Origin of the sequence: Bradyrhizobium sp. Tv2a-2, from assembly GCF_000472425.1 — a bacterium.
GTDB lineage: Bacteria > Pseudomonadota > Alphaproteobacteria > Rhizobiales > Xanthobacteraceae > Bradyrhizobium.
On sequence record NZ_AXAI01000048.1, the window covers coordinates 1 to 26,610 of the forward strand.

Annotated in this window: 23 protein-coding genes, 1 tRNA gene and 3 pseudogenes; 15 read left to right on the forward strand and 12 right to left on the reverse strand. The window is 62.2% G+C overall.

All coding sequences use genetic code 11. The features are described from left to right. Window positions 1-260, forward strand: a pseudogene (locus A3AI_RS44650) (IS481 family transposase); the annotation flags it as partial. Between the two features lie 131 nt (window positions 261-391). Here the strand turns inward: A3AI_RS44650 and A3AI_RS48535 are convergent. Next, window positions 392-940: a MarR family transcriptional regulator gene (locus A3AI_RS48535; protein ID WP_024520900.1), complete on the reverse strand. Its 549-nt coding sequence runs from the start codon at window positions 938-940 to the stop codon at window positions 392-394. A 108-nt stretch (window positions 941-1,048) separates the two neighbouring features. Here A3AI_RS48535 and A3AI_RS0140265 point away from each other — a divergent pair, with 108 nt between their 5' ends. From A3AI_RS0140265 to fahA, 5 genes are all read left to right on the forward strand, one after another. Next, entirely contained in the window at window positions 1,049-2,689 is a 1,641-nt protein-coding gene (locus tag A3AI_RS0140265; protein ID WP_024520901.1) for an FAD-dependent oxidoreductase, read from the forward strand. Beyond that, window positions 2,686-2,922 carry a DUF2783 domain-containing protein gene (locus A3AI_RS0140270; protein WP_024520902.1) on the forward strand — a complete coding sequence of 79 codons (237 nt, stop codon included), beginning with the start codon at window positions 2,686-2,688 and terminating at the stop codon, window positions 2,920-2,922. Before A3AI_RS0140265 ends, A3AI_RS0140270 begins: the two co-directional genes overlap by 4 nt. Before the next feature lie 18 nt (window positions 2,923-2,940). Next, entirely contained in the window at window positions 2,941-3,894 is a 954-nt protein-coding gene (locus A3AI_RS0140275) for an MBL fold metallo-hydrolase (protein ID WP_024520903.1), read from the forward strand. A 1-nt stretch (window position 3,895) separates the two neighbouring features. Further along, window positions 3,896-5,242 (forward strand): homogentisate 1,2-dioxygenase, encoded by a 1,347-nt coding sequence (hmgA, locus tag A3AI_RS0140280; RefSeq protein ID WP_024520904.1) that lies wholly within the window; start codon window positions 3,896-3,898, stop codon window positions 5,240-5,242. Window positions 5,243-5,361: 119 nt separating this feature from the next. Continuing rightward, on the forward strand, window positions 5,362-6,630 hold the full coding sequence (gene fahA, locus A3AI_RS0140285; RefSeq protein WP_024520905.1) for a fumarylacetoacetase: 1,269 nt from the start codon (window positions 5,362-5,364) through the stop codon (window positions 6,628-6,630). Window positions 6,631-6,734: 104 nt separating this feature from the next. Here fahA and A3AI_RS0140290 read toward each other — a convergent pair whose 3' ends face one another. After that, entirely contained in the window at window positions 6,735-7,046 is a 312-nt protein-coding gene (locus A3AI_RS0140290) for a DUF1272 domain-containing protein (protein WP_024520906.1), read from the reverse strand. Window positions 7,047-7,241: 195 nt separating this feature from the next. Next, complete coding sequence (locus tag A3AI_RS0140295) at window positions 7,242-7,709, reverse strand: Lrp/AsnC family transcriptional regulator (protein WP_024520907.1); 468 nt, start codon at window positions 7,707-7,709, stop codon at window positions 7,242-7,244. A 116-nt stretch (window positions 7,710-7,825) separates the two neighbouring features. Here A3AI_RS0140295 and hppD point away from each other — a divergent pair, with 116 nt between their 5' ends. Beyond that, window positions 7,826-8,941 carry a 4-hydroxyphenylpyruvate dioxygenase gene (gene hppD / locus A3AI_RS0140300; RefSeq protein WP_024520908.1) on the forward strand — a complete coding sequence of 372 codons (1,116 nt, stop codon included), beginning with the start codon at window positions 7,826-7,828 and terminating at the stop codon, window positions 8,939-8,941. Between the two features lie 6 nt (window positions 8,942-8,947). Here the strand turns inward: hppD and A3AI_RS0140305 are convergent, their stop codons facing one another. The 4 genes from A3AI_RS0140305 to A3AI_RS0140320 form a co-directional block, all read right to left on the reverse strand. Then, window positions 8,948-10,054, reverse strand: a complete 1,107-nt coding sequence (locus A3AI_RS0140305) for a CaiB/BaiF CoA transferase family protein (RefSeq protein ID WP_024520909.1) — start codon at window positions 10,052-10,054, stop codon at window positions 8,948-8,950. Between the two features lie 169 nt (window positions 10,055-10,223). Then, the gene (locus A3AI_RS0140310) at window positions 10,224-11,024 is read right to left on the reverse strand and encodes an FAD binding domain-containing protein (protein ID WP_024520910.1); all 801 of its coding nucleotides are present in this window, start codon (window positions 11,022-11,024) and stop codon (window positions 10,224-10,226) included. 16 nt (window positions 11,025-11,040) lie between these two features. Then, entirely contained in the window at window positions 11,041-13,389 is a 2,349-nt protein-coding gene (locus tag A3AI_RS0140315; protein ID WP_024520911.1) for a xanthine dehydrogenase family protein molybdopterin-binding subunit, read from the reverse strand. An 87-nt stretch (window positions 13,390-13,476) separates the two neighbouring features. Further along, window positions 13,477-13,962, reverse strand: coding sequence for a (2Fe-2S)-binding protein (locus A3AI_RS0140320; protein WP_024520912.1), 486 nt, complete (start codon window positions 13,960-13,962; stop codon window positions 13,477-13,479). 632 nt (window positions 13,963-14,594) lie between these two features. Between A3AI_RS0140320 and A3AI_RS0140330 the strand changes: the two genes are divergently transcribed. Beyond that, complete coding sequence (locus tag A3AI_RS0140330; RefSeq protein ID WP_024520914.1) at window positions 14,595-16,631, forward strand: methyl-accepting chemotaxis protein; 2,037 nt, start codon at window positions 14,595-14,597, stop codon at window positions 16,629-16,631. A gap of 44 nt (window positions 16,632-16,675) precedes the next feature. Here A3AI_RS0140330 and A3AI_RS0140335 read toward each other — a convergent pair whose 3' ends face one another. Further along, window positions 16,676-17,086, reverse strand: coding sequence for a DUF3175 domain-containing protein (locus A3AI_RS0140335; protein WP_024520915.1), 411 nt, complete (start codon window positions 17,084-17,086; stop codon window positions 16,676-16,678). A 166-nt stretch (window positions 17,087-17,252) separates the two neighbouring features. Here A3AI_RS0140335 and A3AI_RS0140340 point away from each other — a divergent pair, with 166 nt between their 5' ends. The 3 genes from A3AI_RS0140340 to A3AI_RS0140350 all read left to right on the forward strand — a co-directional run bounded on the left by A3AI_RS0140340 (window position 17,253) and on the right by A3AI_RS0140350 (window position 21,214). Further along, window positions 17,253-18,746: an MFS transporter gene (locus tag A3AI_RS0140340; protein WP_024520916.1), complete on the forward strand. Its 1,494-nt coding sequence runs from the start codon at window positions 17,253-17,255 to the stop codon at window positions 18,744-18,746. A 6-nt stretch (window positions 18,747-18,752) separates the two neighbouring features. Next, on the forward strand, window positions 18,753-19,586 hold the full coding sequence (otsB, locus tag A3AI_RS0140345; RefSeq protein WP_024520917.1) for a trehalose-phosphatase: 834 nt from the start codon (window positions 18,753-18,755) through the stop codon (window positions 19,584-19,586). A gap of 182 nt (window positions 19,587-19,768) precedes the next feature. Beyond that, entirely contained in the window at window positions 19,769-21,214 is a 1,446-nt protein-coding gene (locus A3AI_RS0140350; protein WP_024520918.1) for a trehalose-6-phosphate synthase, read from the forward strand. Here A3AI_RS0140350 and A3AI_RS44655 read toward each other — a convergent pair. Next, a pseudogene (locus A3AI_RS44655) lies at window positions 21,173-21,557 on the reverse strand (hypothetical protein). The gene A3AI_RS0140350 and the pseudogene A3AI_RS44655 sit on opposite strands and share 42 nt — an antisense overlap. Window positions 21,558-21,764: 207 nt before the next feature. On the opposite strand from A3AI_RS44655, the gene A3AI_RS0140360 reads away from it, so the two are divergent. Further along, window positions 21,765-21,854 (forward strand) — tRNA-Ser (locus A3AI_RS0140360). A 242-nt stretch (window positions 21,855-22,096) separates the two neighbouring features. Here the strand turns inward: A3AI_RS0140360 and A3AI_RS0140365 are convergent. From A3AI_RS0140365 to A3AI_RS0140375, 3 genes are all read right to left on the reverse strand, one after another. After that, a complete protein-coding gene (locus tag A3AI_RS0140365) occupies window positions 22,097-22,849 on the reverse strand; it encodes a DUF5131 family protein (protein ID WP_024520919.1) in 753 nt (250 codons plus the stop codon). A gap of 11 nt (window positions 22,850-22,860) precedes the next feature. Next, window positions 22,861-23,700: a three-Cys-motif partner protein TcmP gene (locus tag A3AI_RS0140370; protein WP_024520920.1), complete on the reverse strand. Its 840-nt coding sequence runs from the start codon at window positions 23,698-23,700 to the stop codon at window positions 22,861-22,863. 77 nt (window positions 23,701-23,777) lie between these two features. Then, a complete protein-coding gene (locus A3AI_RS0140375) occupies window positions 23,778-24,683 on the reverse strand; it encodes a tyrosine-type recombinase/integrase (RefSeq protein ID WP_502685792.1) in 906 nt (301 codons plus the stop codon). A gap of 49 nt (window positions 24,684-24,732) precedes the next feature. On the opposite strand from A3AI_RS0140375, the gene A3AI_RS46990 reads away from it, so the two are divergent. The 3 genes and pseudogenes from A3AI_RS46990 to A3AI_RS49130 all read left to right on the forward strand — a co-directional run. Continuing rightward, the gene (locus A3AI_RS46990) at window positions 24,733-25,110 is read left to right on the forward strand and encodes an excalibur calcium-binding domain-containing protein (RefSeq protein ID WP_084801215.1); all 378 of its coding nucleotides are present in this window, start codon (window positions 24,733-24,735) and stop codon (window positions 25,108-25,110) included. A gap of 382 nt (window positions 25,111-25,492) precedes the next feature. Then, window positions 25,493-26,317 carry a TIGR00282 family metallophosphoesterase gene (locus tag A3AI_RS0140380; protein WP_024520922.1) on the forward strand — a complete coding sequence of 275 codons (825 nt, stop codon included), beginning with the start codon at window positions 25,493-25,495 and terminating at the stop codon, window positions 26,315-26,317. Window positions 26,318-26,430: 113 nt separating this feature from the next. Continuing rightward, window positions 26,431-26,610: pseudogene (locus tag A3AI_RS49130) on the forward strand (IS110 family transposase); the annotation flags it as partial.

Sequence of the window (26,610 nt, forward strand, 5' to 3'; positions counted from 1 at the left end):
ATCGATTGCCGAAGGTCGAATACGACAGCCACGAGATCGTGCGCCGTGTCTCCACGACCAAAGCCTATGTCAGCTTCAAGGGACGTCTTTGGAAAGTCCCGCAGGCTTTCCGCGGTGAGCGCCTTGCCATTCGCCCATTGGCAAACGGTGCGCAATACGGGGTCTTCTTTGCCGCACACCAAGTCGCTATCATCGACTTGGCGAGCGGAAAAAGTGTCGGCTATGTCCCCGAACACCCGTCGGTCATGTCCCCGGGCTGAACATCAAGCCGGGCGATGACAGCGGAATGAGATGATGGCGAAGTGAATGACTGGCTATTCGACAACTAAATCAGAATGCCGTCGTCCATTCGCAATGATGACGCCCGGAACGAGGCCGCTATGACATTGCCTCAATACGCGTCCTTCGCGTCGGCCTCTTCGCTGGTCTGGATCAGATCGAGGCTCTGCTCGATCTTGCCAAGCAGTTGCCCAAGCATCCTGCGCTCCTGCGCCGAAAGGCAGGCAAGGATTTCCTGTTCCCGCCGCAACAGGCGCGGGACCAGCTCGTCATAGAGCGCCTTGCCCTTGCGCGTCATGCGCAGGCGGAACTCGCGGCGGTCGTCGGTATTGGCGACGCGCTCGATCAGCTCGCGCTCCAACAGCGTAGTCACCGCGCGGCTGATGGTGGATTTGTGAGTGCGGGTGCATTGCGCGATGTATTGCGCGCTGCATGCCTCCTTGCGGAAGCCGAGCGTCGCCAACACGCGCCATTCCGGAATGTCGAGCCCGTAACGCGCCTCGTATTCGCTCGACAGCGCCATGCTGACCTCGGCGGCGAGGCGATTGAGGCGGAAGGGTACGAATTTGAAGAGGTCGAGCCGGCCCCTTCTGGAGGCGCCTTCCCCGGCGGAAGCGATGCCGGCCTCCCGCGAGAGGCGCTTTTGCGAGGTTCGCTCCAATGTGAACTCCGATCCGATCTTGACGGCCAAATCCGTTGGGATAAGATAGTTGCAAGTGAAACCATTTTGCAAGTGGTCGATTTGTCCCTCGAGGGAGGTTTTAAGGGGATGGCGCAAGGAGGCACCGAGGCTGCGACCCAGAGCGGGGCGAAGACCCAGTTCGGCTACCGTCGCCATGCGGATCAGGATCGCGCGGCCTCTGACATCGCCGAGCATCCGGTGGTCGTTGTCGGCGCCGGGCCGGTGGGCTTGTCGCTCGCCATCGATCTCGCGCAGCGCGGCCAGAACGTGGTGCTGCTCGACGACGCCGACCGGATCGGCGAGGGATCGCGCGCGATCTGCTTCTCCAAGCGCTCGCTGGAATATTGGGACCGGCTCGGCGTCGGCGACCGCATGGTCGACAAGGGCGTGGTGTGGAGTGTGGGGCGGATCTTCCACGGTCCTGCGGAGCTCTATCAGTTCAACCTGCTGCCGGAGCAGGGCCACAAGCGGCCCGCTTTCATCAACCTGCAGCAGTTCTACGCCGAGGCCTATCTCGTCGACCGGGTCGAACAATTACCGGGGATCTCCTTGCGCTGGCGCAACAAGGTGACGGCGCTCGAGCTGCGTAATGACGGCGTGCTCGTGAACATCGCGACCCCGGAGGGGCCTTACCGGCTGCTGGCCGCCTATGTCATCGCCTGCGACGGCGCGCGCTCCTCGCTGCGGCAAATGGTCGGCGCGGAATTCGCAGGGCAAGTGTTCGAGGACCAGTTCCTGATCGCCGACGTGAAGATGACCGCGGAATTTCCGACCGAGCGCTGGTTCTGGTTCGATCCGCCGTTCCATGCCGGACGCTCGGCGCTGCTGCACAAGCAGCCGGACGATGTCTGGCGTATCGACCTGCAGCTGCGGCCCGATGCCGATCCCGCCGCCGAGAAGCGGCCGGAGAATGTGCGGCCGCGGATCGCGCGCATGCTCGGACATGACAAGTTCGAGTTCGAATGGATATCACTTTACAAATTCCAGTGCCGGCGCATGGACAAGTTCATCCATGGCCGCGTGATCTTTGCGGGTGATTCCGCGCATCAGGTCTCGCCGTTCGGCGCGCGCGGCGCCAATTCGGGCCTGGAGGATGCGGAGAACCTGGCCTGGAAACTCGATCGCGTCCTGCGCAAGGACTCTCCGGAAAGCCTGCTCGACAGCTACCACATCGAGCGCAGCGCGGCGGCAGATGAGAACATCCGCGAATCCACCCGCTCCACCGACTTCATGGCGCCCAACACGGCGCAGGAGGCGCGGCTGCGCAAGGCGGTGCTGGCGCTGGCGAAAGAAACCGAGTTCGGCAAACGCATGGTCAATGGCGGCCGCCTCTCGGTGCCGACGGTCTATGAGTCGCCGCTATCGACGCCTGACTGCGACACCTGGCGCGGCGGGCCGCAGCCGGGGACGTCGATGTTTGACGCACCGGTCGACGGGCGTTACCTCACCGATGCGTTCATCGAGCAGGGCAAGCGGTTCACTTGTCTCGCATTCGGCAATGGCGGCACCGTCGACCTGCCCAAGGCGATTGGCATGGTCCGGATCGGCGGCGAGGGCGGGCTTGCCGATGTGGAACAATCCGCAAGTGCGCGCTATGACGCCGGGCCCGGCACAGCCTATCTGCTGCGGCCTGACGGTTATGTTGCCGCACGCTTCCGCCATCCGACGCGGTCGGCGCTCGATGCGGCGCTGTCGCGCGCTACGGGATTGAATCGAGTCTGGCCATGACGCTCTCCACCAGCTCCAATTTCGCGAAGCCCGATGACGCGTTCCGCGCCATTGTCGAAGCGCATCGCGGACTTTCCGATGCGCAAAGCGCGGATCTCGACGCGGCGCTGGTCCTGATCTTGGCCAACCATATCGGCGACATCGCGGTGCTGCACGAGGCGATTACTCTCGCCAAGCGGCGCGTGATCGATGCGCAACAACAGCAGCAACAGCAGCAACAGCAACAACAATGAACCGAAGGAACGAGTTTGATGGCGAAAGGCTTCGCATCCACCTCCGATCTCACCGAGAAGAAGATTACCTTCTCCGACATCGGCTCTGATATCTACGCTTTCACCGCCGAAGGCGATCCGAACACAGCGGTGATCGTCGGCGATGATTCTTGCCTCGTGTTCGACGCCCAGGCGACGCCGGCGATGGCCAACAAGGTGATCGAGCGCGTGCGCGCCGTCACCGACAAGCCGATCAAATATGTGGTGTTGTCGCATTACCACGCCGTGCGCGTGCTCGGTGCCTCGGCCTATCAGGCGCAAGCCATCGTTGCTTCGGAAGAAACGCGGCGCTTGGTCGAGGAGCGTGGCAAGCAGGATTGGGATTCCGAGTATGGCCGCTTTCCCCGCCTGTTCCAGGACGCGCAGAGCATCCCCGGTCTGACCTGGCCGACGCTGACCTTCGAAGGCGAGATGTCGATCTATCTCGGCAAACGCGAGGTGCGGCTGATGCAGCTTGGCGCCGGCCACACCTCAGGCGATATCGTCGCCTGGGTGCCGGACGCGGAGGTGATGTGCTCCGGCGACCTGATCGAATACCACTCCGCCTGCTACTGCGGCGACGCGCATTTGCGCGAATGGCCGGCGACGCTGGACGAAATCCGGGCCTTCAATCCCAAGGCGATCGCGCCCGGTCGCGGCGACGCGCTGAAGGGGCTCGCCACCACGCGCGAGGCGATCGCGATGACCCGCGACTTCGTGGCCACGCTCTATGGCGCGGCCGAGCTGTCGGTCGCGAAAGGCCGCAGCCTGAAGGACACGATGGCGGCGACGCGCGAGGTGATGGATCCGAAATTCGCGAGCTTTGCCATCTATGAACACTGCCTGCCCTTTAATGTCTCGCGCGCGTTCGACGAGGCTTCTGGGATCGACGATCCCGTGATCTGGACCGCCGAGCGCGACCGCGAGATGTGGGCCGCCCTGCAAGGAGGATGACATGAACATCAACACCTCGCGCGAGCAAATCACGCAGGCTTCCGTCCACGTCACGCCGGGCTATATGTCCGGCTTCGGCAACAGCTTTGAGACGGAGTCGCTGCCCGGTGCGCTGCCGATGGGGCGCAACTCGCCGCAGCGCTGCGCTTACGGGCTCTATGCCGAGCAGCTCTCCGGCTCGCCCTTCACCGCGCCGCGCGGCACCAATGAGCGCTCCTGGCTCTACCGTATCCGCCCATCGGTGAAGCATTCCGGCCGTTTCACCAAGGTCGATGCCGGCCTGTGGCGCAGCGCGCCCTGCCACGAATTCGAGCTGCCGATTGCGCAGCTGCGCTGGGACCCGACGCCGATCCCGCAGGACGAGATGACCTTCGTGCAGGGCGTCCACACCATGACCACGGCGGGCGATGCCAACACCCAGGCCGGCATGGCGGCGCATGTCTACATCATCACCAAATCGATGGTCGATCAGCATTTCTACAATGCCGACGGTGAGATGATGTTCGTCGCGCAACAGGGCAATTTGCGCTTCATCACCGAGTTTGGCCGCATCGATATCGAGCCCGGCGAGATCGCGGTGATCCCGCGCGGCGTGAAGTTCCGCGTCGAGATTCCGGCCGGTCCCGCGCGCGGCTATCTCTGCGAAAATTACGGTGGCGCGTTCACCCTGCCGGAGCGCGGGCCGATCGGTGCGAATTGTCTGGCCAATGCGCGCGACTTCCTGACGCCGGTAGCGGCTTACGAAGACAAGGACGCGCCGACCGAGCTCTATGTGAAATGGGGCGGATCGCTGTTCAAGACAACGCTGCCGCATTCGCCGATCGACGTGGTCGCCTGGCATGGCAATTACGCGCCCTACAAATACGACCTGCGTACCTTCTCGCCGGTCGGCGCGATCGGTTTCGACCATCCGGATCCCTCGATCTTCACGGTGCTGACCTCGCCGTCGGAAACTGCGGGCACCGCGAATATCGACTTCGTGATTTTCCCGGAGCGCTGGATGGTCGCGGAGAACACGTTCCGCCCGCCCTGGTATCATATGAACATCATGAGCGAGTTCATGGGGCTGATCTACGGCGTCTATGACGCGAAGCCGCAGGGCTTCGTGCCGGGCGGCATGAGCCTGCACAATTGCATGCTGCCGCACGGCCCCGATCGCGACGCGTTCGAGCATGCTAGCAATGGCGAGCTCAAGCCGGTGAAGCTGACCGGCACCATGGCCTTCATGTTCGAGACCCGCTACGCGCAGCGCGTGACCGAATACGCCGCGAAGTCCGCAACGCTGCAGGATGATTACGCGGATTGCTGGAAGGGTTTGGAGAAGCGGTTCGATCCGAACAAGCCGTAGTTCGTTCGCGCCATTCCGTCATACCCCGACTTGTGCCGGGTATCCACGTCGCGCAGCATCAAGAGTCGTGGATGGCCGGGTCGAGCCCCGCCTGACGACCTCGACACCGGAGAAATCACTTGTTCAACCCCAACGACCCAAAGCTCCGCTCATTCATTTCCGTCGATCCTGCATCCGACTTCCCGATCCAGAACCTGCCCTATGGCGTGTTCTCGGCGAACGGCCTCGCGCCGCGCCTCGGCATTGCGATCGGCGACTATGTGCTCGATCTCTGGGAGCTTGCCCAGGAAGGCCGGCTGGATGTCTGCGAACCCGCGGTGTTTGCGGCTACTTCGCTTAACGCCTTCATGGCGCTGGGGCCCAGCGTCTGGACCCGTACGCGGGTGCGGATCAGCGAATTGCTGCGACATGATCACCCCGAACTGCGTGACAATGACGAGTTGCGCAAGCTTGCGCTGCTGCCGATGAAGGACGTCAAGCTGCATCTGCCGTTCACGGTCGCCGGCTACACTGACTTCTATTCGTCCAAGGAGCACGCCACCAATGTCGGCGTGATGTTCCGCGGCAAGGAAAACGCGCTGCAGCCGAACTGGCTGCATATGCCGATTGGCTATAACGGCCGCGCCTCGACTGTTGTCGTCAGCGGCACCAAAGTGCGCCGCCCGCGCGGGCAGTTGAAGCCGCCGAACGTCGATGCGCCGAGCTTCGGTCCGTGCAAGCGGCTGGATTTCGAGCTCGAGATGGGCGTCGTCATCGGCCAGCCCTCGGCGATGGGCGAGATGATCAGCGAGAGCCGGGCCGAGGAGATGATCTTCGGTTTTGTGTTGCTCAACGACTGGAGCGCGCGCGATATCCAGCAATGGGAATATGTGCCGCTCGGGCCGTTCCAGGCCAAGGCCTTTGCGACCTCGATCAGTCCCTGGGTGGTGACGCGCGAGGCGCTGGAGCCGTTCCGCCTGCAGGGCCCTGAGCAAGATCCGGTGCCGCTGCCCTATCTGCGCCAGGCCCGGCCCAACAATTACGACCTCACGCTGGAAATTGGCTTGCGGGCGGGGGCGATGAACGAGGCGCAGAGCATCGCGCGCACCAACTTCAAATACATGTACTGGTCGTCGGTGCAGCAATTGATGCACCATGCCTCAAGCGGCTGCGCCATGAATGCCGGCGATCTCTTGGGCTCCGGCACCATCTCGGGTCCCGAGAAGACCCAGCGCGGCAGCCTGCTCGAGATCAGCTGGAACGGCACCGAGCCGTTGGAATTGCCGGGCGGCATCAAGCGCTCGTTCCTGGAAGACGGCGATTCGCTTGTCATGCGCGGCTGGTGCCAGGGCGACGGCTATCGCGTCGGCTTCGGCGAGGTCGAGGGGACCATTGTGGCGGCAGGGTAATAATCTCTCCGTCGTTCCGGGGCGATGCGTTAGCATCGAACCCGGAACCTAGAGATTCCGGGTTCGGTCCTGCGGACCGCCCCGGAATGACGCCCAGATCAAGTTCACCGCTCCTGCGGCGGAACACTTCTGATCTGCATCGAATGCGCGGCGACTTCCTCGAGCGTGAACTTGAGATGAACGCGCTTCTCCGATGGCGGCTGATTGACAGCGCAGACGCCGGGTCGCCAAGGATTCGTCGGCCTGATCGGCCGCGGAGCAAAATTGCCGCCGCAGTTGGGGCAGACGTTGAAGAGCTTGGTCTCCACGCAGTCCGCGCAGAACGTACACTCGTAAGAGCAGATGCGCGCGTCCGGCGCGCTCGGCGGCAGGTCCTTGTCGCAATATTCGCAGTTCGGTCGCAGCTGCAGCGCCATGATTCGCTCCCGGTATTGGCTTTCGAATGATGATCGCAGATCGCCCACACCAGGCGAATGGCGGATTTCCCTCGAATTGCGCCAGCCTTGCATTAGAGTGTTTTCGAGCGAAGTGGGGACCGGTTCGCGTGAAGAAAACGCGTCAAAACAAGAATCTAGAGCTCTGGTTCTGATTCAATCAGAACCGGAATTGCTCTAGCCCCGCAGCGGCAGCTTCCCGCTCTCCTTGAGGCGGTCGAGTACAATGGACGAGCGCACATGCGCGACGCTCGGATGCGGCATCAGGACGTCGTTGACGATGTCGGACAGGCTCTTGAGGTCGCGCAGCACCGCCTTGATCACATAGTCGGCATCGCCGGTGAGCGAATAGGCCTCCTGGATGTCGTCGATGCGGTTGACGAGTTCGCGGAACCGCCTGGCGTTGTCGGGCGAGTGGGTGGCGAGCGTGATCTGTATAAAGGCGATGACCCCAAGCCCGAGCGCTTCAGACGAGAGTTCGGCGCGATAGCCCGAAATCACCTTCTCCTCCTCCAGCCGCATGCGCCGCCGTGAGCATTGCGAGGCCGAGAGCCCGGCGATCTCGGCAAGCTCCTGGTTGGTGAACCGGCCATCGTCCTGCAGTGCGCCCAGGATCTTGAGGTCGAAGGCATCAAGAGAAGTCATGCATGAAATCCGTGCTTTCTGCATAAATCGTGCAAAATCTAGCAAAGTTACAGCTCATTTGCACGCCAATTGCGCCGCCGGCGGGCGAATATCCTGACAACGCAAGGGAGATTCGCATGGGTCCGTTTCCGCATGACGCGCCGCCGGCCACGATCAGCGCCGATAATCCGATGGGCACTGACGGCTTCGAGTTCGTCGAATATGCCCATCCGGACGGCGCGGCGCTGCACGCGCTATTCAAGCTGATGGGCTTTGCCCCCGTCGCGCGCCACCGGACCAAGAAGATCACCGTCTACCGCCAGGGCGACGTCAATTATCTCGTCAACGAGGAGCCCGGTAGCCACGGCTTCAATTTCGTCGCCGAACACGGCCCCTGCGCGCCGTCGATGGCGTTCCGGGTCGTTGACGCCAAGCGTGCCTATGATCGCGCTATTGCGCTTGGCGCGAAGCCGGCCGAGGCGTCGTCCGCGCAGAAGGTGCTCGACGTTCCCGCCATCAAGGGCATCGGCGGCAGCCTGCTCTATTTCGTTGATCGCTATGGCGCCAAGGGCTCGGCCTTTGATGCTGACTACGAATGGCTCGGCGCACGCGATCCCAGGCCGGCCGGCGCAGGCTTGTTCTATCTCGATCATCTCACCCACAATGTGCATCGCGGGCGGATGGATGTCTGGGCCGGCTTCTACGAAAAGCTGTTCAACTTCCGCCAGATCCGCTTCTTCGACATCGAGGGCCGCGCCTCGGGCCTGTTCTCGCGCGCGCTGACCAGCCCCGACGGCAAGATCAGAATTCCGATCAACGAGGATGCCGGCGATTCTGGGCAGATCGAGGAATATCTCAAGACCTATCGCGGCGAGGGCATTCAGCACATCGCCTGTGGCTGCCGCGACATCTACAAGACTGTCGAGAGTTTGCGCGCCTCCGGCCTGCCCTTTATGCCCTCCCCGCCCGACACCTATTTCGAGAAGATCGATGCGCGGCTGCCGAAGCATGGCGAGGACGTCGCGCGTCTGCATGGCAACGGCATCCTGATCGACGGCGAAGGCGTGGTCGACGGCGGTCAGACCAAGATACTGTTGCAGATATTCTCTGCGAATGCGATCGGTCCGATCTTCTTCGAATTCATCCAGCGCAAGGGCGACGACGGTTTCGGCGAGGGTAATTTCAAGGCCCTGTTCGAATCGATCGAGGAAGACCAGATCCGTCGCGGCGTGCTGAAGGTCGAGCACGCCTAGCCACGGCTAGCGCTTCCACGCTTCCGTCAACTCGCCGATCTCCACCTTCTCCGGTTCGCGGATTGCCGAGGGCGTGCGCGAGAACCGAGGGGCGGGGGCGGGCTGGGTGATGCCGTGGCGCTCAACGAAGGTTTGCCGCGCGGCCATGTGCGGATGCTTCGGCGCTTCCTCCATGGTCAGCACCGGCGCAAAGCAGATGTCGGTGCCTTCCATGATCCTGCACCAATCCTCGCGCGTCTTGCTCTTGATAACCTGCGTCAGCTTGTCCTTGAGAACCGGCCACGCCTCGCGGTCCATTTGCGCGTCGAAGGCGGAATCCGAAAGCCCGGCGCGCTCACGCAGCAGCGCGTAGAACTGCGGCTCGATCGAGCCGATCGAGATGAAATGGCCGCAGGAGCATTCATAGACGCCATAGAAATGCGCGCCGCCGTCGAGGAAATTCTGCTCCCGGCCAACGCCCCAGCGACCGATCGCCGCCATGTCGAAGAACATCGACATCAGCGAGGCCGCGCCGTCGCACATCGCGGCATCGACGACCTGGCCCTTGCCGGATCTTGACGCCTCAAGCAGCGCGGCAAGTACGCCGACCACGAGATAGAGCGCACCGCCGCCGAAATCGCCGACCAGGTTGAGCGGCGGCACCGGCCGCTCCGCCGTACCAATCGCAGCGAGCGCGCCGGTCAACGAGATGTAGTTGATGTCATGGCCGGCGGCCTGCGCCAGCGGGCCGTCCTGGCCCCAGCCGGTCATGCGCCCGTAGACGAGCTTTGGGTTGCGCGCGAGCACGACGTCGGGCCCGAGACCAAGCCGTTCCATGACGCCGGGTCGAAAACCTTCGATCAGCGCGTCCGCTCCCGCGAGCAGGTCGAGCACCTGCGCAGTGGCGTTAGCGTCCTTCAGATCAAGCTCGACCATCTTGCGGCCGCGCCCCGCCACCGACTTGATGTTCTTCTTCGCGCCGACGCGATCCAGCGTCACCACCTCTGCGCCCATGTCAGCGAGCATCATGCAGGCGAATGGCCCCGGGCCGATACCGGCGAATTCGACGATGCGGTAACCGGCGAGCGGACCAGAGGAACGTACGGAAGCTTGCGAGGCGGATTTGTCGAGCACGTTGTTGTTCCGTTCTTGCTATTGTTCGCGCGGTCGGCGCTTCACGACGGATTGTCTCGCCTTAGGCCTGGTGTCGCAAGCGACTTTTGTGTGCTGCATTCGCCTGAATGCGCTGCGGCGCGCAATCGCTTGCGCGCCGCAGTGTTGCATTACTTGTGTCTAGTCGCTATCAGCCCGCCGCGGCCACCGCGCGCTGCGCCATCACCTTGATCAGATGCGCGCGGTAATCGGCCGCGCCATGGATGTCACTGATCAGGCCGGTTGCGGGAATGCTGACACTATCGAGCGCGCTTGCGGCCCAATTTGCTTTCAGCGCGGCTTCGATTGCGCCCACCCGCATCACGCCATTTTCCGAGGCACCGGTCGCGGCGGCGCGGATGTCGCCTGACTTCGTCTTGGCGACGAATACACCGGTCAACGCAAAGCGCGAGGCCGGATGCGGAAATTTGGCGTAGCCCGCCTTGACCGGGATCGGGAACGACACCGCCGTGATGATCTCGCCGTCCTCGAGTGCGGTCGAAAACAGCCCCTTGAAGTAATTGTCGGCTGCAATCGATCGCTTGTTGGTCTTGATGGTGGCTCCCAGGGCCAGCACGGCGGCAGGATAATCCGCCGCAGGATCGTTGTTGGCGAGCGAGCCGCCAATGGTGCCGCGATGACGCACGGCTGGATCGCCGATCAGCGAGGCGAGATCCGCAAGCGCGGGGATCGCCTTTTTCACGTCGGCGGAGTTGGCGACATCATAATGCGTCGTCGCGGCCTTGATGGTCACGGCATCTGCGGAGACCTCGATGCCGATGAGCTCCTTGATTTTCGCGAGGTCGATCACATCGGAGGGCGAGGCAAGCCGCTGCTTCATGACGGGCAGCAGCGTGTGGCCGCCAGCGAGATATTTGGCCTCCGTGCCTTTGGCGAACAGGCTCGCTGCTTCGTCGACCGAGGAGGCGCGGTGATAGGTGGTCTGGTACATTGTGTCCTCCTTTGCCTTAAGCGGCCTTGCCGTGGATCGCGTGCCAGACGCGGTCGGGGGTAGCAGGCATTTCCAGCTTGTTGTTGCCGATGGCGTCCGTGATGGCATTGATTACGGCGGCAGATGCGCCGATCGCGCCGGCCTCGCCACAGCCCTTGATGCCCAAGGGGTTGCCCGGGCATAGCGTCGTGGTGTGGGAGAGCTTGAACGACGGCAAATCGTCGGCGCGCGGCATGGTGTAGTCCATGAAGGAGGCCGTTACCAGCTGGCCGTTGCCGTCATAGACCGCGCCTTCGAGCAGTGCCTGGCCGATGCCCTGCGCGAGCCCGCCATGCACCTGTCCCTCGACGATCATCGGGTTGATCAGCCGCCCGAAATCATCAGCCGCCACGAAGTTGACGAAGCTGGTCTTCCCCGTCGCCGGGTCGACCTCAAGCTCGCAGATATAGGCGCCCGCCGGGAAGGTAAAGTTGGTGGGGTCGTAGAAGGCGGTCTCCTTCAACCCCGGCTCCATTCCGTCGGGCAGATTGTGCGCAGTATAGGCCGCGAGCGCCACCATCGGCAGCGCGATCTTCTTGTCGGTGCCGGCGACCTTGAACTCGCCATTCTCGATGACGATGTCGCCTTCGGCGGCCTCCAGCGCGTGCGCAGCGATCTTCCTCGCCTTCGATTCCACCTTCTCCATCGCTTTCAGGATGGCGGTGAGACCGACGGCCGCGGAGCGCGAGCCGTAGGTGCCCATGCCGAACTGCACCTTGTCGGTGTCGCCATGGACGATCGAGACCTGGTCGATGCCGATGCCGAGCCGGTCGGCAACCAGCTGGCAGAAGGTGGTCTCATGGCCCTGTCCATGGCTGTGCGAGCCCGTGAGGATCTCGATGGTGCCGACCGGATTGACCCGCACTTCCGCCGATTCCCACAGACCAACGCCGGCGCCCAGGCTGCCAACCGCCTTGGAAGGCGCGATGCCGCAGGCCTCGATGTAGCAGGACACGCCGATGCCACGCAGCTTGCCCTCGGACTTGGCTTTCGCCTTGCGGGCGGGGAAGCCGGCGTAGTCGATCGCCGTCTTGGCCGCATCGAGCGAGGCAATGAAATCACCAGTGTCGTAGGCCATGATCACCGGCGTCTGATATGGGAACTGCCGGATGAAATTCTTCTCGCGCAGATCGGCTGGATCGACCTTGAGCTGCCGCGCGGCGGTTTCCATCATTCGCTCGATGAGATAGCTGGCTTCGGGCCGGCCCGCGCCGCGATAGGCATCGACCGGCGTGGTGTTGGTGTAGACCCCGATCACCTCGCAATGGATGGCGGGGATGATGTATTGCCCCGACAGCAGCGTTGCGTAGAGATAGGTCGGCACCGCGGACGAAAACAGCGACATATAGGCGCCGAAATTGGCGTGAGTCGTGACCTTGAGGCCCAGGATCTTGTTGTCCTTGTCAAAGGCCATCTGCGCCTTGGTCACATGGTCGCGGCCATGGGCGTCGGTGAGGAAGGATTCCGAGCGGTCGCCAGTCCACTTGATCGGGCGGCCGACCTTCTTCGAGGCCCAGAGGCAGACCATTTCCTCGGGGTAGATATAGATCTTGGAGCCGAAACCGCCGCCGACGTCGGGCGCGATCACGCGCAGCTTGTGCTCGGGCGCGATGTTGTAGAACGCCGACAGCACGAGGCGCGCGACATGCGGGTTTTGCGAGGTCGTGTAGAGCGTGAAATGCTCTTCGGCAGCGTCGTAGTCGGCGACCGCTGCGCGCGGCTCCATCGCATTTGGCACCAGGCGGTTGTTGACGAGGTCGAGCGTGACGACATTCGTCGCCTTGGCAAAGGCATCCTTCACCGCGTTCTCATCGCCCAGCACCCAATCATAGACGATATTGCCGGGTGCTTCGGGATGCAGCTGCGGCGCGCCGTGCTTGATCGCGGCGTGGATGTCGGGCGCCGAGGGGAGTTCCTCGTACTCGATCACCACGGCTTCCGCGGCATCACGCGCCAAATTCTTGCTCTCGGCGATCACGACCGCGACGGCTTGTCCGACAAAGCGCACCGTCTCCGGCGCCATCGCGGGCCAGGCGCCCATCTTCATGGGTGAGCCGTCCTTGGAGGTGATGGCCCAGCCGCAAATGAGATTGCCGACCTTGTCCTCGACCAGCTCCTTGCCGTTCAGGACCGCGAGCACGCCGGGCATCTTCAGTGCCTCCGATGCGTCGATGCTCTTGACCTTGGCATGCGCATGCGGGCTGCGGATGAAATGTGCGTGGGTCAGGCCCACAAGCTTGACGTCGTCAACGTACCGGCCCTTGCCGGTGATGAAGCGCTTGTCCTCTTTGCGCACCACACGGGCGCCGATGCCTTCCATACCCATATCAATTCCTCCCTTCCGGAGTTTCTTTTAGCCACCGCCTCCCTCGAAGCAGGGCCGATTGATCTCGATCAGCGTTCGAACCGACGGCTATTCTGCTGCTTGCGCAACCTTCATGCGGTCGGCTGCGTCCAGCACCGCCTTGACGATGTTGTGATAGCCGGTGCAGCGGCAGATATTGCCTTCCAGCTCATGGCGGACTGTCTCTTCATCGAGCTTGCCGCCATAGCGATGCACCATGTCGATCGACGTCATGATCATGCCGGGGGTGCAGAAGCCGCATTGCAGGCCGTGATTGTCGCGGAAGGCAGCCTGCATCGGATGCAACTGGTCGCCCTTGGCGATGCCTTCGATGGTGGTGACCTGCGCGCCTTCGGCTTGCGCCGCCAAGGTCGTGCACGACTTCACCGCGCGGCCGTCGATGTGCACGACGCAGGCCCCGCACTGGCTGGTATCGCAGCCGACATGTGTCCCGGTCAGGTTCAGATGATCGCGCAAGAGATGCACCAAGAGCGTGCGGTCCTCGCAATCGACCGAAACCGCCTTGCCGTTGACTGTGAGTTTGACTGTCGACACGTCGAGCCTCCCGAATGGAATTTTAATTGGACCAATTAGAAACAGGGGCTTGCGGGTTTGCAACTGGGATTTTAGTCGCGCGGGTCATGGAAAGGTCACGCGGCTGGGCGGGGGATTCGCTTCTTGCCTCGCGGGGAAGGATGAGCGCTTGGGAAGTAAGGTGCCGCCGCCGTCGCCCTGGCGAAGGCCAAGACCCACAACCACAGGCCGTCGTTCTCGCGAAGGACGCCGTCTCGGAGTTATCGTTATTGATGGATTCGGCGACGTGGATCCTGGCGTTCGCCAAGACGACGGCAGGGTAGAAAACGGCCTGGACCCCGGCGGGACGACGACGCGGAACGTATCAGCACGAACTTGGCGCCCGTATGAGGCGCATGGACACAGGGCACCTCTGTCCGCCAGAACCTCCGCAACCCCGGATCCGTCCCATCCCACCAGCGGCCGTGCCGGTTGCAGACGCCCGTACTTCGAGAAAGAACAGATAAAGAACATGATCTCATGGCGGTTCAAGGCGAGGGGTTGTGGTTTCCATTTACCGGCAATTATCAATTGTGTCCTAATTTTGCGCGGAATCGGCGCGCGTCTCGCGCCCCGGTGGCTGGCAAGAACCAATAAGTACGCGTGAGGTAGGGATGTCTGGGACTTCGGGGGCTCGCGGCGCAACATTGTTCACCCTCAGATTCCGCGGCAAGGTCCTGTTGGGCTTTGCCGTGGTGCTGGCGATCTCGACCATCAGCCTCGGCATCGCCTATCTCGGTTTCGAGCGGGTTTCGACGGCGGTCGCCGCCTATCGAGAGAGCGTGTCGGAAGCCGATCTCGCCCGCAACATCGACCGCGAGCTGATCTCCTATCGTTCGCTGGTGAGATATTATGTCATCACCGGCAAGGAAGATGACGGCAAAGCGGCGCAGGCGGCGGAAGCCAATCTGAATGCGGCGATCGAAAAGGCGCTGAGCTCGGCGACCAAGGACGCGCGGCGCCAGGGGCTGAACAAGCTCTCCGCCGAGTTCAAGAATTTCTCCGGCACCTTTGCCGACATCCTCAAGACCAAGCGCGAGAGCGCCGACCTTATCCAGAACCAGCTGACGCGCAACGCCAACATGCTGCGCTACAAGCTCGACGACATCGCAAGCACTGCCGCCGAAGAGGAGCAGGCTGCCGTCGAGCTCGGCATCAAGCAGGTCACCACCCAGCTGCAGGCTGCCAGCGCGCTCGCCAATAATTTCGTCGTCAATGCCGACCAGGCGGTCGCCAACAGCGCGCTGGCTCGGCTGAAATTCGTCGAAAACTCACTCCATGCGGTAGCCGCGACCGACAAGGAAAAGATCAACGCGGGCCTCAAGGAGGCCAAGGGGCTGCTCAGCGCCTATCGCGAGGCGCTGGCAAAGCTGGTCGAGAACTCCAAGACGGTCGACGAACTCGTCACCGAGATGTCTGGCTCGGCGGGCGCGATCATGCAGGGTGCGAGCGCCAGGAAGGCGGATCTCGTCTCCGACCAGCAGCGGCTGGAAGCTGAGAGCAACGACATTGTCGGCCAGACCGAACGGCTCATCGTCACGCTCGCCACCGGGGGCTTTTTGCTCGGCGGCATGCTGGCGCTGTTGCTCGGACGCGGCATCTCGATGCCGATGATCAAGATGTGCCAGGCGATGCGCGAGTTGGCTGCCGGTAATTTCGACGTCGTGTTGCCCGGCCTCGGCCGCAAGGACGAGCTCGGCGACATGGCGGCGGCAGTCGAGGAATTCAAGCTGCAGGCGATCGCCAAGGCCGAGCGCGACGCGGCCGCCAACGAGGCCCAAAGCAAGGCTGCGAGCACGGCGCGCCGCACCGAGCTGATCCGCTTTGCCGACGAGTTCGAGGCCGCCGTCGGCTCGATCGTGTCGAACGTGTCGTCGTCGGCAGGCCAGCTGGAACAGGCTGCGGGGCTCTTGACGCGGACCGCCGAAACAACGCAAGGCCTTTCGAGCCAGGTTGCCGGCGCTTCCGAAGAAGCCGCCACCAACATTCAGTCGGTCGCCTCCGCGACCGAACAGCTTTCGACCTCCGTCGGCGAGATCGGCCGTCGCGTGCGAGAGTCCAACAAGATCGCGGAAGCCGCCGTGGTGCAGGCGCAGGAGACCGACGGGCGCATCGGCAAATTGTCGCGCGCCGCACAGGAGATCGGCGACGTGGTCAAGCTGATCACTGCGATTGCCGAGCAGACCAATCTGCTCGCGCTCAACGCCACCATCGAAGCGGCGCGCGCGGGCGATGCCGGCCGCGGCTTTGCCGTGGTGGCCTCGGAGGTGAAATCGCTGGCGAGCCAGACCGCGAAGGCGACCGACGAGATTTCCAGCCACATTGCCGGCATGCAGCAGGCGACCGAAGAGTCGGTCGCTGCCATCAAGGAGATCGGCGCGACCATTGGTCAGATCTCGACCATCGCCTCGACCATCGCCGGCGCCGTCGAGCAGCAGGGCGCGGCGACGCAAGAGATCGCCCGCAACGTGCAGGGCGTCGCTGCCGGCACACAAGATGCCGCCGCCAACGTCATCAAGGTCAACCGCGGCGCGACTGAAACCGGCTCGGCCTCCGAGCAGGTATTGAATTCCGCGAAATCACTCTCCGGCGAAAGCACTCGCCTGCGCGCGGAGCTCGATCGCTTCATGGCAAATATCAGGGCGGCGTGAAGGGGGCGCTGTAGCGCCGATCTCCGTCGTCGTCCCGGCGAAAGCTACTTACGCCCGAACAGATGCTTCAGCTCCGCCTTGGCGCGCTGCAGGCGATCTTTCCGGCTCTTGGGCAAATTTCGGCCGGCGCGGTTGATGTAGAAGGTCAGCATCGACAGCGCCGAGCGGTAGGCGCCGGATTTGCGGCGGCGGCTCGCTTCGGCTGAGCGCTTAAGGGACGCTGCGATCTTCTTGGCGCTGGTCTGCGTGAACACGCCGCCTTTGAGATCAAGCGCGTCGCTTTCCCTTGTGACACGCTGCGACCAGCCTTTTGATGCGTGCTTTGCCGGCGCGCGTCGTGCCGGGCTGCGGCGGGCGGACGCTCGCTTGCGCGACGTCCGCCGTTGTGACGTCGGTGTCTTGCGCGCCGTCTTGCTTGCTACCCTGTGTGGCGCTTTCTTGCGCTGTTTTGCCATCGCCAAACTCCGTGACTTTTCCGTCAAATCGACGAAGAGGGCAACGGTTCCAGGTGGAACCAACAAAGCGCTTGCGGCGTTGTCGGGCTGGCTCAGCCTCACTCTGGTCGCGCATGAGCGTTGGGGCGTCGCACCTTCGAAATCTTCTTCGCATTGGTCTCATGCAATGGACTTGCAGCACAGTCCGGCTGTCAACTATGGCGCATCACCTCGTGCCGTCGCGCAAGCGGCCGACGACCGCGTCATCGAGACCGACATTCCCGCCCGGCTCGACCATCTGACCTGGAGCCGCTTTCACACCCGCGTGGTGCTGGCGCTCGGCATCACCTGGATCCTCGACGGGCTGGAGGTGACGCTGGCCGGCGCTCTGTCCGGCGCGTTGAAGCAAAGTCCGGTGCTGCATTTCTCCAATCTCGACATCGGCATCGCCAACAGCGTCTATCTCGCAGGAGCCGTGGTCGGCGCGCTCGGCTTCGGCTGGCTCACCGACCGCATCGGGCGGCGCAAATTGTTCTTCATCACGCTCGCGCTTTATCTGACCGCGACCGCGGCAACGGCGCTGTCGTGGAATCTCGGGACATTCGCGCTGTTTCGCTTCCTGACCGGTGCCGGCATCGGCGGCGAATATACCGCGATCAACTCCACCATCCAGGAACTGGTGCCCGCGCGCTATCGCGGCTGGACCGATCTCGTCATCAACGGGAGCTTCTGGATTGGCGCTGCGCTCGGCGCGGGAAGCGCAATCCTGCTGCTCGATCCCGCAATCATTGATCCCGATCTCGGCTGGCGGCTCGCCTTTCTGATTGGCGCCTCGCTCGGCTTGATCGTGCTGGTGATGCGCCGGTGGATTCCGGAAAGCCCGCGCTGGTTGATGATCCATGGCCATCCCGAGCAGGCTAGCGCGATCGTCGCCGACATCGAGCGTGAGGTGCTTGGGCATACGCAGAAACCGGCTGCGCCCGAATTTGCCACGATCCGCTTGCGGATGCGCGATCATACCCCGCTAGGCGAGGTGGTGCATACGCTGTTCTTCACCTATCGCAAGCGGGCGCTGGTGGGTCTTGTTCTGATGGCTGCGCAGGCGTTCTTCTACAACGCCATCTTCTTCACCTTCGCGCTGGTGCTGACGGATTTCTACGGCATTCGCGCCGATCATGTCGGCTGGTACATCCTGCCTTTCGCCGCGGGCAACTTCCTGGGCCCGCTGCTGCTTGGGCGGCTGTTCGACACGGTGGGCCGGCGCATCATGATCACCACGACCTATGGCGTATCGGGTATCCTGCTCGCGGTCTCGGGCTACCTGTTTTCGATTGGCGCCTTGAGCGCTCAAGGACAGACGATTGCATGGATGGTGATCTTCTTCTTTGCGTCGCCCGCGGCGAGTGCCGCCTACCTGACCGTCAGTGAGACGTTTCCACTCGAGGTGCGCGCGCTGGCGATTGCGCTGTTTTATGCGATCGGCACGGCCATCGGCGGCGTGGCGGGCCCGGCGCTGTTCGGCATGCTGATTGACACCGGCTCGCGACACAGCGTGTTCCTCGGCTATCTGCTGGGCTCCGCGCTGATGATGGGGGCTGCGATGGTCGCTTTTCGCCACAGTGTCGCCGCAGAACGAAAATCCCTGGAAGCGGTCGCGCGGCCGCTCGCCGTTTTGGAGTAGTATGAGATGGCAGAAAACCTGGCCGAGATGCCCGTGCGCGACAGATCAACAGAAGACGACGATCCTCCGGATCAGGTGCCAGTGCCGCATTCTCTGGTGCCGCATCTGAGCGAAACTGCAATCCTGCTTGACATCGACGGCACGCTGCTCGACCTGATGCCGACGCCGCGCGAGGTCTGGGTGCCGCCCGGGCTCGCCAAAACGTTGAACGGGCTGGTGGCGGCGACCTCGGGCGCGCTGGCGCTTGTCAGCGGGCGCTCGCTCAACGACATTGACCTGATCTTTGCGCCCGAGCGTTTTCCCGCGGTCGGCGGCCACGGTGCGGAGATGCGGCTCAATCCGGAGAGCGAGGCGGGCCCGCCATTTGCGCCGTCGCTGGATAAGGAGCTGAAGCGGCGGCTCGCTGCGATCGCACGAATCAGCCCGGGCATTCTGCTGGAAGACAAGGGCTACTCGCTGGCATTGCATTATCGCCTCGCGCCGCACGCGAAGGATGCGATCGAGGCGTCGATCGCACTGATCCGCGCCGATATGCCGGCCGCTGCGGTCGAGGTCCTGCCCGGCAAATGCGTGTTCGAGATCAAGGCCGCCGGCTTCACGAAGGCAATCGGCGTGCGCGCTCTGATGCAGCATGCGCCGTTCGCAGGACGGCGCCCGCTCTTCATCGGCGATGACGTCACCGACGAGACCGTGTTTGCAATCATGCCGGAAATGCAGGGTCTTGCATTCTCGGTTGGACATCGTGCCAAGGGCGTCAACGGTCATTTCGATGCGCCGCGCGATGTGCGCGAGTTCCTTGCACATCTGCTTGACGATGCAACAGGCGCGCCGCGGCGCTGATCATGTTGCATCGATGTTGTGCGGTTCTGCTGCGCTATTCCTGCATCAGCCATTTCTTTCTTTTCGCCGCCCGGGTTCCTCCGCGGCGCGGCCCGATTTCGGTTTCAATTCATTGAAAGGCTAAAAGGAACCATATTGATGAACGGCAGTTAAACAAGTCGCCTAATAGGAGGAGACTCCTCGTGAATCTCGTTGTGGTTTCGAATCGTGTTGCGCGCGGCAAGGCCAATGAGCCCATGACCGGCGGACTTGCGGCAGCATTGTTGCCGGTTGTCGAGAATTCCGGCGCGATTTGGGTCGGTTCGTCGGGCCGTGTGCGCGATGGGTTCCACAAGGAACCGTTTGCCGAAATCGAGGCGCTGGGTTCTGGCGCGCTGGCGATGCTCGATCTGCCGGCCGCGCATTACGGCGGTTATTATGAAGGCTTCGCCAATTCCGCGCTGTGGCCGGCGCTGCATTCGCGCAGCGACCTGATCCGCACATCGCAAGGCGATTACCTCTCCTATCGCGAGGTCAATGCCTTCATGGCGCGCGCGCTGTTGCGTTTTCGCAAGACCGGCACCGCGTTCTGGGTGCAGGACTATCATTTTCTGGCGCTTGGCGCGGAGCTGCGCGAGCTCGGCGTCACCGAGCCGATCGGCTTCTTCCTGCACACGCCCTGGCCGACCAGTTCTGTGATCGAAGGTGTGCCGCATCACCATGAACTGGTGGAAGCGATGCTGGCCTTCGACCTGATCGGCTTCCAGACTGCGCTGGATTGCGACAACTTCGCGAGCTATGTGCGCGAGGCGCTCGGGCTCGTCGTGCAGCATGATGGTGTGGTGATTTCGCAGCACGGCCGCACGCGCCTTGCCGTGTTTCCAATCGGCATCGATGCAGAGAAGTTCGCAAGCGCCGCTGCGAAAGCGGTCTCGCATCCCGACGTCTCGCGGCTGCGCCGCAGCCTGAACGGCGAGCGGCTTGCCATCGGCGTCGACCGGCTGGATTATTCCAAGGGACTCGTCAACCGCATCCACGCCTTCGACCGGATGTGGACGATGCATCCGTCGCTCGTGCGCAGTGTGTCGTTGTTGCAGATCGCCACGCCGTCGCGCGGCGGCATCGAGGCCTATGGCAATCTGCAGAGCGAGGTGGCGCGGCTGGTCAGCGATGTCAACGGCAGGCATGGCGAGGTGGACTGGACGCCGATCCGTTATCTCAACAAGGGCTATGGCCAGGCGGTGCTCGCCGGCCTCTACCGCACCGCGCAGGTCGGCGTGGTGACACCGCTGCATGACGGCATGAATCTCGTCGCCAAGGAATACGTCGCGGCGCAAAATCCGGCCGACCCAGGTGTGCTCGTGCTGTCGAAATTCGCCGGCGCGGCCAATGAGCTCGATACCGCGCTCCTGGTCAATCCGCATGACATCGACGGCATGGCGCGGGTGCTGGCAATGGCACTGTCGATGCCGCTCGCCGAGCGGCGCATGCGCCATGAAGCAATGATGGACAAGCTGAGGCGCCACACCATCCAGGACTGGTTTGCCGATTTCATTCGTGCGCTGCAGGACATCCAGAGCGAAGGCACCACACAGGCGGGATCCGCGCTATGGCAGCGCCGTGCCACCCACAGCATTGCGCGGCACTGAACGGCAACCCGCTCGATAGCAGTAAGAGATGCCCTCCAGGACGGCGCAGCGCGTCTTGTTCGGCGCGTTCGGATCGTCGAGCGGCACCGCGCCTTTGCCCTGGCCGACAGACACGCCCTTGCCGACCACGACTGACGACTTGCCGCCGATAATGACGCTTTGATGCGGACTCGCGCGCGAATGCGTGCCGTCCGGCCAGAGGATGGCATCACCCTCGAAAATGCCGCGCCGCCTCCTCGTCACAGGTGACGTCGATCTCCTGGCGGGTGCAGCTTTGCCCCTCGGCACGCACGGCAGTCGCGCCCATTGTCAGCGCAAGCGCAATGGCATGCCTTCGTGCCATGTCTGCCCCCCAAAATCTGATCGGCGTTTTCCAAATCAGTCGTCTGCGATCCGTCGATTCCGGTTCACCGCGAGGCAACGGCGGGTGGCATCCGCGTCCCGTATGTGTGGAAAATTGTTAATATATATCAATATCTTAGATAAATTTCGCGTCACCGCTGCAGCGCCCCTTGCAAAAATTGTCACACCCCTTCAAGAGAGGGCCTCCGGAGAGATGGCCGAGTGGCTTAAGGCGCACGCTTGGAAAGCGTGTGTGCGGGAAACCGTACCGTGGGTTCGAATCCCACTCTCTCCGCCACCACCCCCAAAATTGATGACTGAAATTGACAGGGCGCGACATCAGAAGTGCCTGTGCCGCAAGGGCTTCTTGAATTTCTGCCGGGAGCATGTGACTGGACATGACACGAACGGAAAGAGAGCGACTTTTGTCCGGGCCGTACCGTGAGAGGCCAAAAGCGGGTTGCGGTGTCCGTCTAACTCAGAACGAACCAAGTCCTTGATTTTGCAGGGAGCGAGCGGCGGCCGCCGAATGGCGCGTCTTCAGGCGATTGGAGACCGGCGCGGCATCTCGTCAAAGGTTTGATCCCGGTACATTCGGCCGGTCTTCTTTTTTCGCACTCCGCCCCATTGTTTGAAGAAAAAGGCGGCTCTGGCTTCGCGACAGAGCGTTTCGATTTCATCGACCCACTGTCTCATCATCGGCCGGGCGCGCGGGCCGCTCTCGCCGCCGACGATGACCCAATGGATGTCGGTCAGATCGGCCTCGGCGACTGAGCCCAGCAGTGGCTCAAATGAGATGAACCTCACAGCGGCCCGCACTTCGCGAAGCTGGTTGATCCGATCCAGATATTCTCCGCTCTCGACGCTGGTGCCGAGCCAGACATTTTCCAAGAGCGGAAATGAAGAGGTAACCTTCGCCATAAGGTCAGGGCGCTTGGTCAGAATTTGATAGGTATGCTGCGGGGTACTTGCCATCACCGACCAGACTTTCGCGGCAAAGGCGGCTGGCACTCCTTCATGAAACATATCCGACATGGAATTGACGAAGATGCGCCTTGGCTTCCGCCATCGTGTCGGGATGGTGAGGGCCGTCTCGTCGAGATGGATTTTACCGGTCCATACCGCACGACGACCGCTCTTTCGGGTCAAGCCACGGTATTTCTGCATGCCGATTGCGTCGAGACGGGCCGCCATGCGCATGGCGTAGCAATTGGTGCAGCCGGGCGACACCACACTGCATCCGGCAACTGGATTCCAAGTTGCGTCGGTCCACTCGATCGAGGTTTCGGCCATGAACTGTTCTCCTAGTCGAATAACGATCCTTGGCCCGACAGGTTCTGCACGTCATTCCAGAGCTTGTGCCCGAGCGGGTTTGAACTGACGAATACAAGCCAATAGAGAGGCTGGTTTTTCGAGCCAACCACCAGAGGAATGCCGGTCGAAGGATGTGTCCCCAACGATCGTATCAGACCAAGCCAATATTCGATTAACCCCGCTCGCAGCGCCTTCATCGATTGTTTGGTATCGACCGCTTCGCGCCAACCGGGGGCAAAACTATCCAGCGTCTCTCCGATCCGGCTGTAAAGGTCGAGGTTGCGCTGGAGGTCTGAGAGGCTGACGTGGATAATCATATCCATGCGCTGCACCTGCAGCATTTTCTCGATGATCGAAAATGGCAGCGAACCGAGCCCGAAGGGATCAAGAAAGGCAAGGTGCAGCCCGTGGGGGTCGATCGCCGCAAGCACCTTATCGACGGTCGTATCGGCCGGCCCTACATAGCTCTTCGCAGCTCCGCCTAATGCCTTGATGCGTTGGGCGAGCGCCTCACTGTTGCGTTGGTCCAGATCGGAAAAGTGCAGTTCGGAGAAGCGGGCGAGGCTCGCGGAGGCGGCCTTGTAGGCTACAAGGGCGCTTCCATCGATGATCTGGTTGTTGTTTCTGTTCAGCGAGCGGCCTGCACCGGAGTAGAGTTCAATGTAGGATGCGCCAGCCCCCCTCGGCGGCAAGAATTTGGCCCGCGCGCCGCCAGACGCATCAATGTACTTCCGGAGCCGCTCGTGTTTCTCGGAAGCCCAAGGGCCGACCTCACCCACGATCAATCCGTCCTCCGGATCAACGTCAACCGACCTTTGCGCCACGACCATTTTCTCCCCCGCAACGGCACACTACCATAACTCGCCATTGAGAGGGTTAACACGCTTCACTTGAGATCAGCTGTGATTTACGCCACCACCTTCAGCGCGGGCGGCGCCGACATCAGGAACGTGGCCCACGCCTCCATCAGCGCCCGGCGCTTGTCGTAGAGCTGGCCGCGGCTGTAAGCCGCCTTGAGCTTCGTTTTGGCGCCGTGAGTCATGACCGCGTCGATCACCTTGTCTTCCGCGGTCGACACCTCATCGCTCCACGTCTCGAACGTGGCGCGGGTGATGGCGTGAGGTGTGCCGTCGACCTTCATGCGACGCAGCACGCTCGCCATCGCGCCGTTGCTCATCGGTAAGCGCTCCAGCTCCTCGGTGCGGGTGCCACCGGGAAACACGAGACCCTTGCCTCCCGTGATGCGATGCATCTCGCGAAGCACCGCCATGGCCGCATCCGACAACGGGATCAGAAACCCGTCATCAATGGTCTTGGTGCGGCCGAGGTACCACTCCCGTTTATCGAGATCGATGTGGTCCCACATCAGGGGTGGCGAGTCGTCACGCTCGGCAATGCCGATGATCGAGCTGGTGCGCACCACCGTGAGGATGGTGAACTCCAAAGCCCGCGCGGCGACACCGTCCTGCATGCGCAACGCGCGCATGAACTTCGGCACATCGCGGTAGGGCAGGGTGCGGAAGTGCGCGATCCTGCGACCGGCGTGGCTCGGCAGCGCGTGCTCAAGGCGGCCGTGCCACCGCGCGGGGTTATCGCCCGTGCGGAAGTTGTGCACCGTGGCCCAGTCGAGAATTTTCTCGATCCGGCCGCGGATGCGCCGTGCCGTCTCGGCCTTGTCGACCCAGATCGGTTCGGGCACATTGAGCACTTCATCGAGTCCGATGTCGCGGACATCGAGCGCGCGGATGTCGGCGGTGTAGTCGTGCTCGGCTTCGAGCTTGGCGCCGTCCTCGTCGACGCCAAGAAGCGGCAGTTCTCGATAAGGAGCAGACTGAAGCTCTCCCGGTCATTAACGTCAGCCCATGCCGCACCTTCCTAACCCCAATCCCGTTCGTCCCGGCCCAGGTCCTGACCGGCGGTTGCGTGACTTACAGCGTCGTTTCCGTGCGGTATCGGCGCGCCATGATCGCGCTATTAAGCTGCGCCGGGTTGTAAGGGCAGTGACCGCAACCCTCGCCTTTGCGGTTACCGTTGCGGTCGTTTGGGACCTGGGTTCGAGCCCCTGGCCGGTCGCGACAACGCTCAGACATATCGCGTCGGCCCCGAACTGTGATTTTGCCCGTTTGGTCGGCTTGGCACCTGCGAGACGGGGGGAGCCCGGTTATTGGAAGCACCACGATCGCGACGGGGATGGAGTTGCTTGCGAAGCATGGCCGCCACGGCGGGGACCTGTTTTGTGACCAATTTCGCTTAACAGCAGCAATAGCCAACTCAGATTGAGTGCGCTAGGCATGAAGCTAGCTGTGGGTGCATCGAAGTTCGATGTCGCTAATGCAATTCCAAAACCGATCAGTTTTTCCTGCGATGCGTTCTTGTGCATCTGGCCCAGTCGTCGAGAGGTCGGCTTCTAATGAAGCAGACTCTCGAATGACGCGCGCTCCCCAGGTCCAACTGTCCGGTCAATCGATTGGTTGCATGGGTAGGGAGGGATAGTCAAAAGTTTAGAGGTTAATCGCCGTCGAACATCTTGGCGGAAAACCCATTCTTACTCGGAACAGGTTTTCGCCCGGTTGCTTGATAAGTACGAAAGCCCATCGGGTTACCCTTTCTGGAGACTTGAATATGCGAATACTGTTTATCGGCGATGTCGTAGGTACATCAGGAGTCACCGTCCTATCTGAAATGCTTCCAAGCCTGAGGTCGCGCTGGAGCATCGATCTAACGGTGGTGAACGGTGAGAACTCCGCAGAGCAAGGGTTCGGCATCACGTTCGAGACGTATCGAGCCATCAGAGACGCTGGCGCTGACGTTGTGACACTCGGAAACCATTCTTGGAACCGCAAGGAGGCACTCGAACTGGCAGCGCGGGACCATCGTCTTGTACGGCCCATCAACTACTTGCCCAATACGCCGGGGGCCGGCTTCGTCAAGGTTGACACCGCAAATGGAAAGCATGTTCTCGTCATTAACGCATTGGGGCGGCTGTTCATGGAGCCGGTGGATGACCCTTTCGGCGCCATCTGTCGAACCTTGGACCTCTATCGATTAAGCTATGAAGTTGATGCGACCGTGCTTGATTTTCATTGCGAAGCGACGGGGGAAAAACAAGCGATGGGACGTTTCTGCGACGGTAAGGTCAGCGTGATTGCGGGCACTCATACTCACACTCCCAGTGCAGATCATCGTATCCTGCCTAACCGCTCAGCTTACATCACTGACGTGGGCATGACCGGAGACTACAACTCGGTCGTGGGCATGGATTGGCGTGAGCCGGTCAACCGCTTTGTTACAGGTCTGACAAACGGCCGGTTTTTGGCTGCTAAAGGCGCTGCCACACTATGCGGTTTGGCCATCGAGGTCGAAGACCGCACAGGTCTGGCAGCGCGAATAGCTCCGATTAGGATCGGGCCGCATCTTGAACCACACGAACCCACGTTCTGGGCTTGAACTGCTTTGGTCATGGGTTTTCTGCTGTTGATGCTGTGGACGGCTCCTCCACCGGCGCGAGAGCGCCAAGGAGTGGGTGCCGATTGAGGCTCCACGATTCGGAGGAGCAGCCTATGCAGTCAATTTCGACGATCGGTCTGGATATCGCAAAGTCGGTCTTTCAAGTACACGGCGTTGATGCAGCCGGCCAGGTCGTTTTGCGCCGTCAGTTGCGGCGCCGACACATCTTGGCATTTTTCCAGAAACTGCCGCCGTGCATGGTCGGCATTGAGGCTTGCGCGTCATCCCACCAT

Bases quoted from the DNA above. Each gene is read 5' to 3' on its own strand.
- A3AI_RS0140265 (WP_024520901.1), top strand. From the start codon at position 1,049: ATGGCGCAAGGAGGCACCGAGGCTGCGACCCAGAGCGGGGCGAAGACC.
- A3AI_RS0140270 (WP_024520902.1), top strand. From the start codon at position 2,686: ATGACGCTCTCCACCAGCTCCAATTTCGCGAAGCCCGATGACGCGTTC.
- A3AI_RS0140275 (WP_024520903.1), top strand. From the start codon at position 2,941: ATGGCGAAAGGCTTCGCATCCACCTCCGATCTCACCGAGAAGAAGATT.
- hmgA (WP_024520904.1), top strand. From the start codon at position 3,896: ATGAACATCAACACCTCGCGCGAGCAAATCACGCAGGCTTCCGTCCAC.
- A3AI_RS0140290 (WP_024520906.1), bottom strand. From the start codon at position 7,046: ATGGCGCTGCAGCTGCGACCGAACTGCGAATATTGCGACAAGGACCTG.
- A3AI_RS0140295 (WP_024520907.1), bottom strand. From the start codon at position 7,709: ATGACTTCTCTTGATGCCTTCGACCTCAAGATCCTGGGCGCACTGCAG.
- hppD (WP_024520908.1), top strand. From the start codon at position 7,826: ATGGGTCCGTTTCCGCATGACGCGCCGCCGGCCACGATCAGCGCCGAT.
- A3AI_RS0140310 (WP_024520910.1), bottom strand. From the start codon at position 11,024: ATGTACCAGACCACCTATCACCGCGCCTCCTCGGTCGACGAAGCAGCG.
- A3AI_RS0140315 (WP_024520911.1), bottom strand. From the start codon at position 13,389: ATGGGTATGGAAGGCATCGGCGCCCGTGTGGTGCGCAAAGAGGACAAG.
- A3AI_RS0140330 (WP_024520914.1), top strand. From the start codon at position 14,595: ATGTCTGGGACTTCGGGGGCTCGCGGCGCAACATTGTTCACCCTCAGA.
- A3AI_RS0140335 (WP_024520915.1), bottom strand. From the start codon at position 17,086: ATGGCAAAACAGCGCAAGAAAGCGCCACACAGGGTAGCAAGCAAGACG.
- A3AI_RS0140340 (WP_024520916.1), top strand. From the start codon at position 17,253: ATGGACTTGCAGCACAGTCCGGCTGTCAACTATGGCGCATCACCTCGT.
- otsB (WP_024520917.1), top strand. From the start codon at position 18,753: ATGGCAGAAAACCTGGCCGAGATGCCCGTGCGCGACAGATCAACAGAA.
- A3AI_RS0140365 (WP_024520919.1), bottom strand. From the start codon at position 22,849: ATGGCCGAAACCTCGATCGAGTGGACCGACGCAACTTGGAATCCAGTT.
- A3AI_RS0140370 (WP_024520920.1), bottom strand. From the start codon at position 23,700: ATGGTCGTGGCGCAAAGGTCGGTTGACGTTGATCCGGAGGACGGATTG.
- A3AI_RS46990 (WP_084801215.1), top strand. From the start codon at position 24,733: ATGCCGCACCTTCCTAACCCCAATCCCGTTCGTCCCGGCCCAGGTCCT.
- A3AI_RS0140380 (WP_024520922.1), top strand. From the start codon at position 25,493: ATGCGAATACTGTTTATCGGCGATGTCGTAGGTACATCAGGAGTCACC.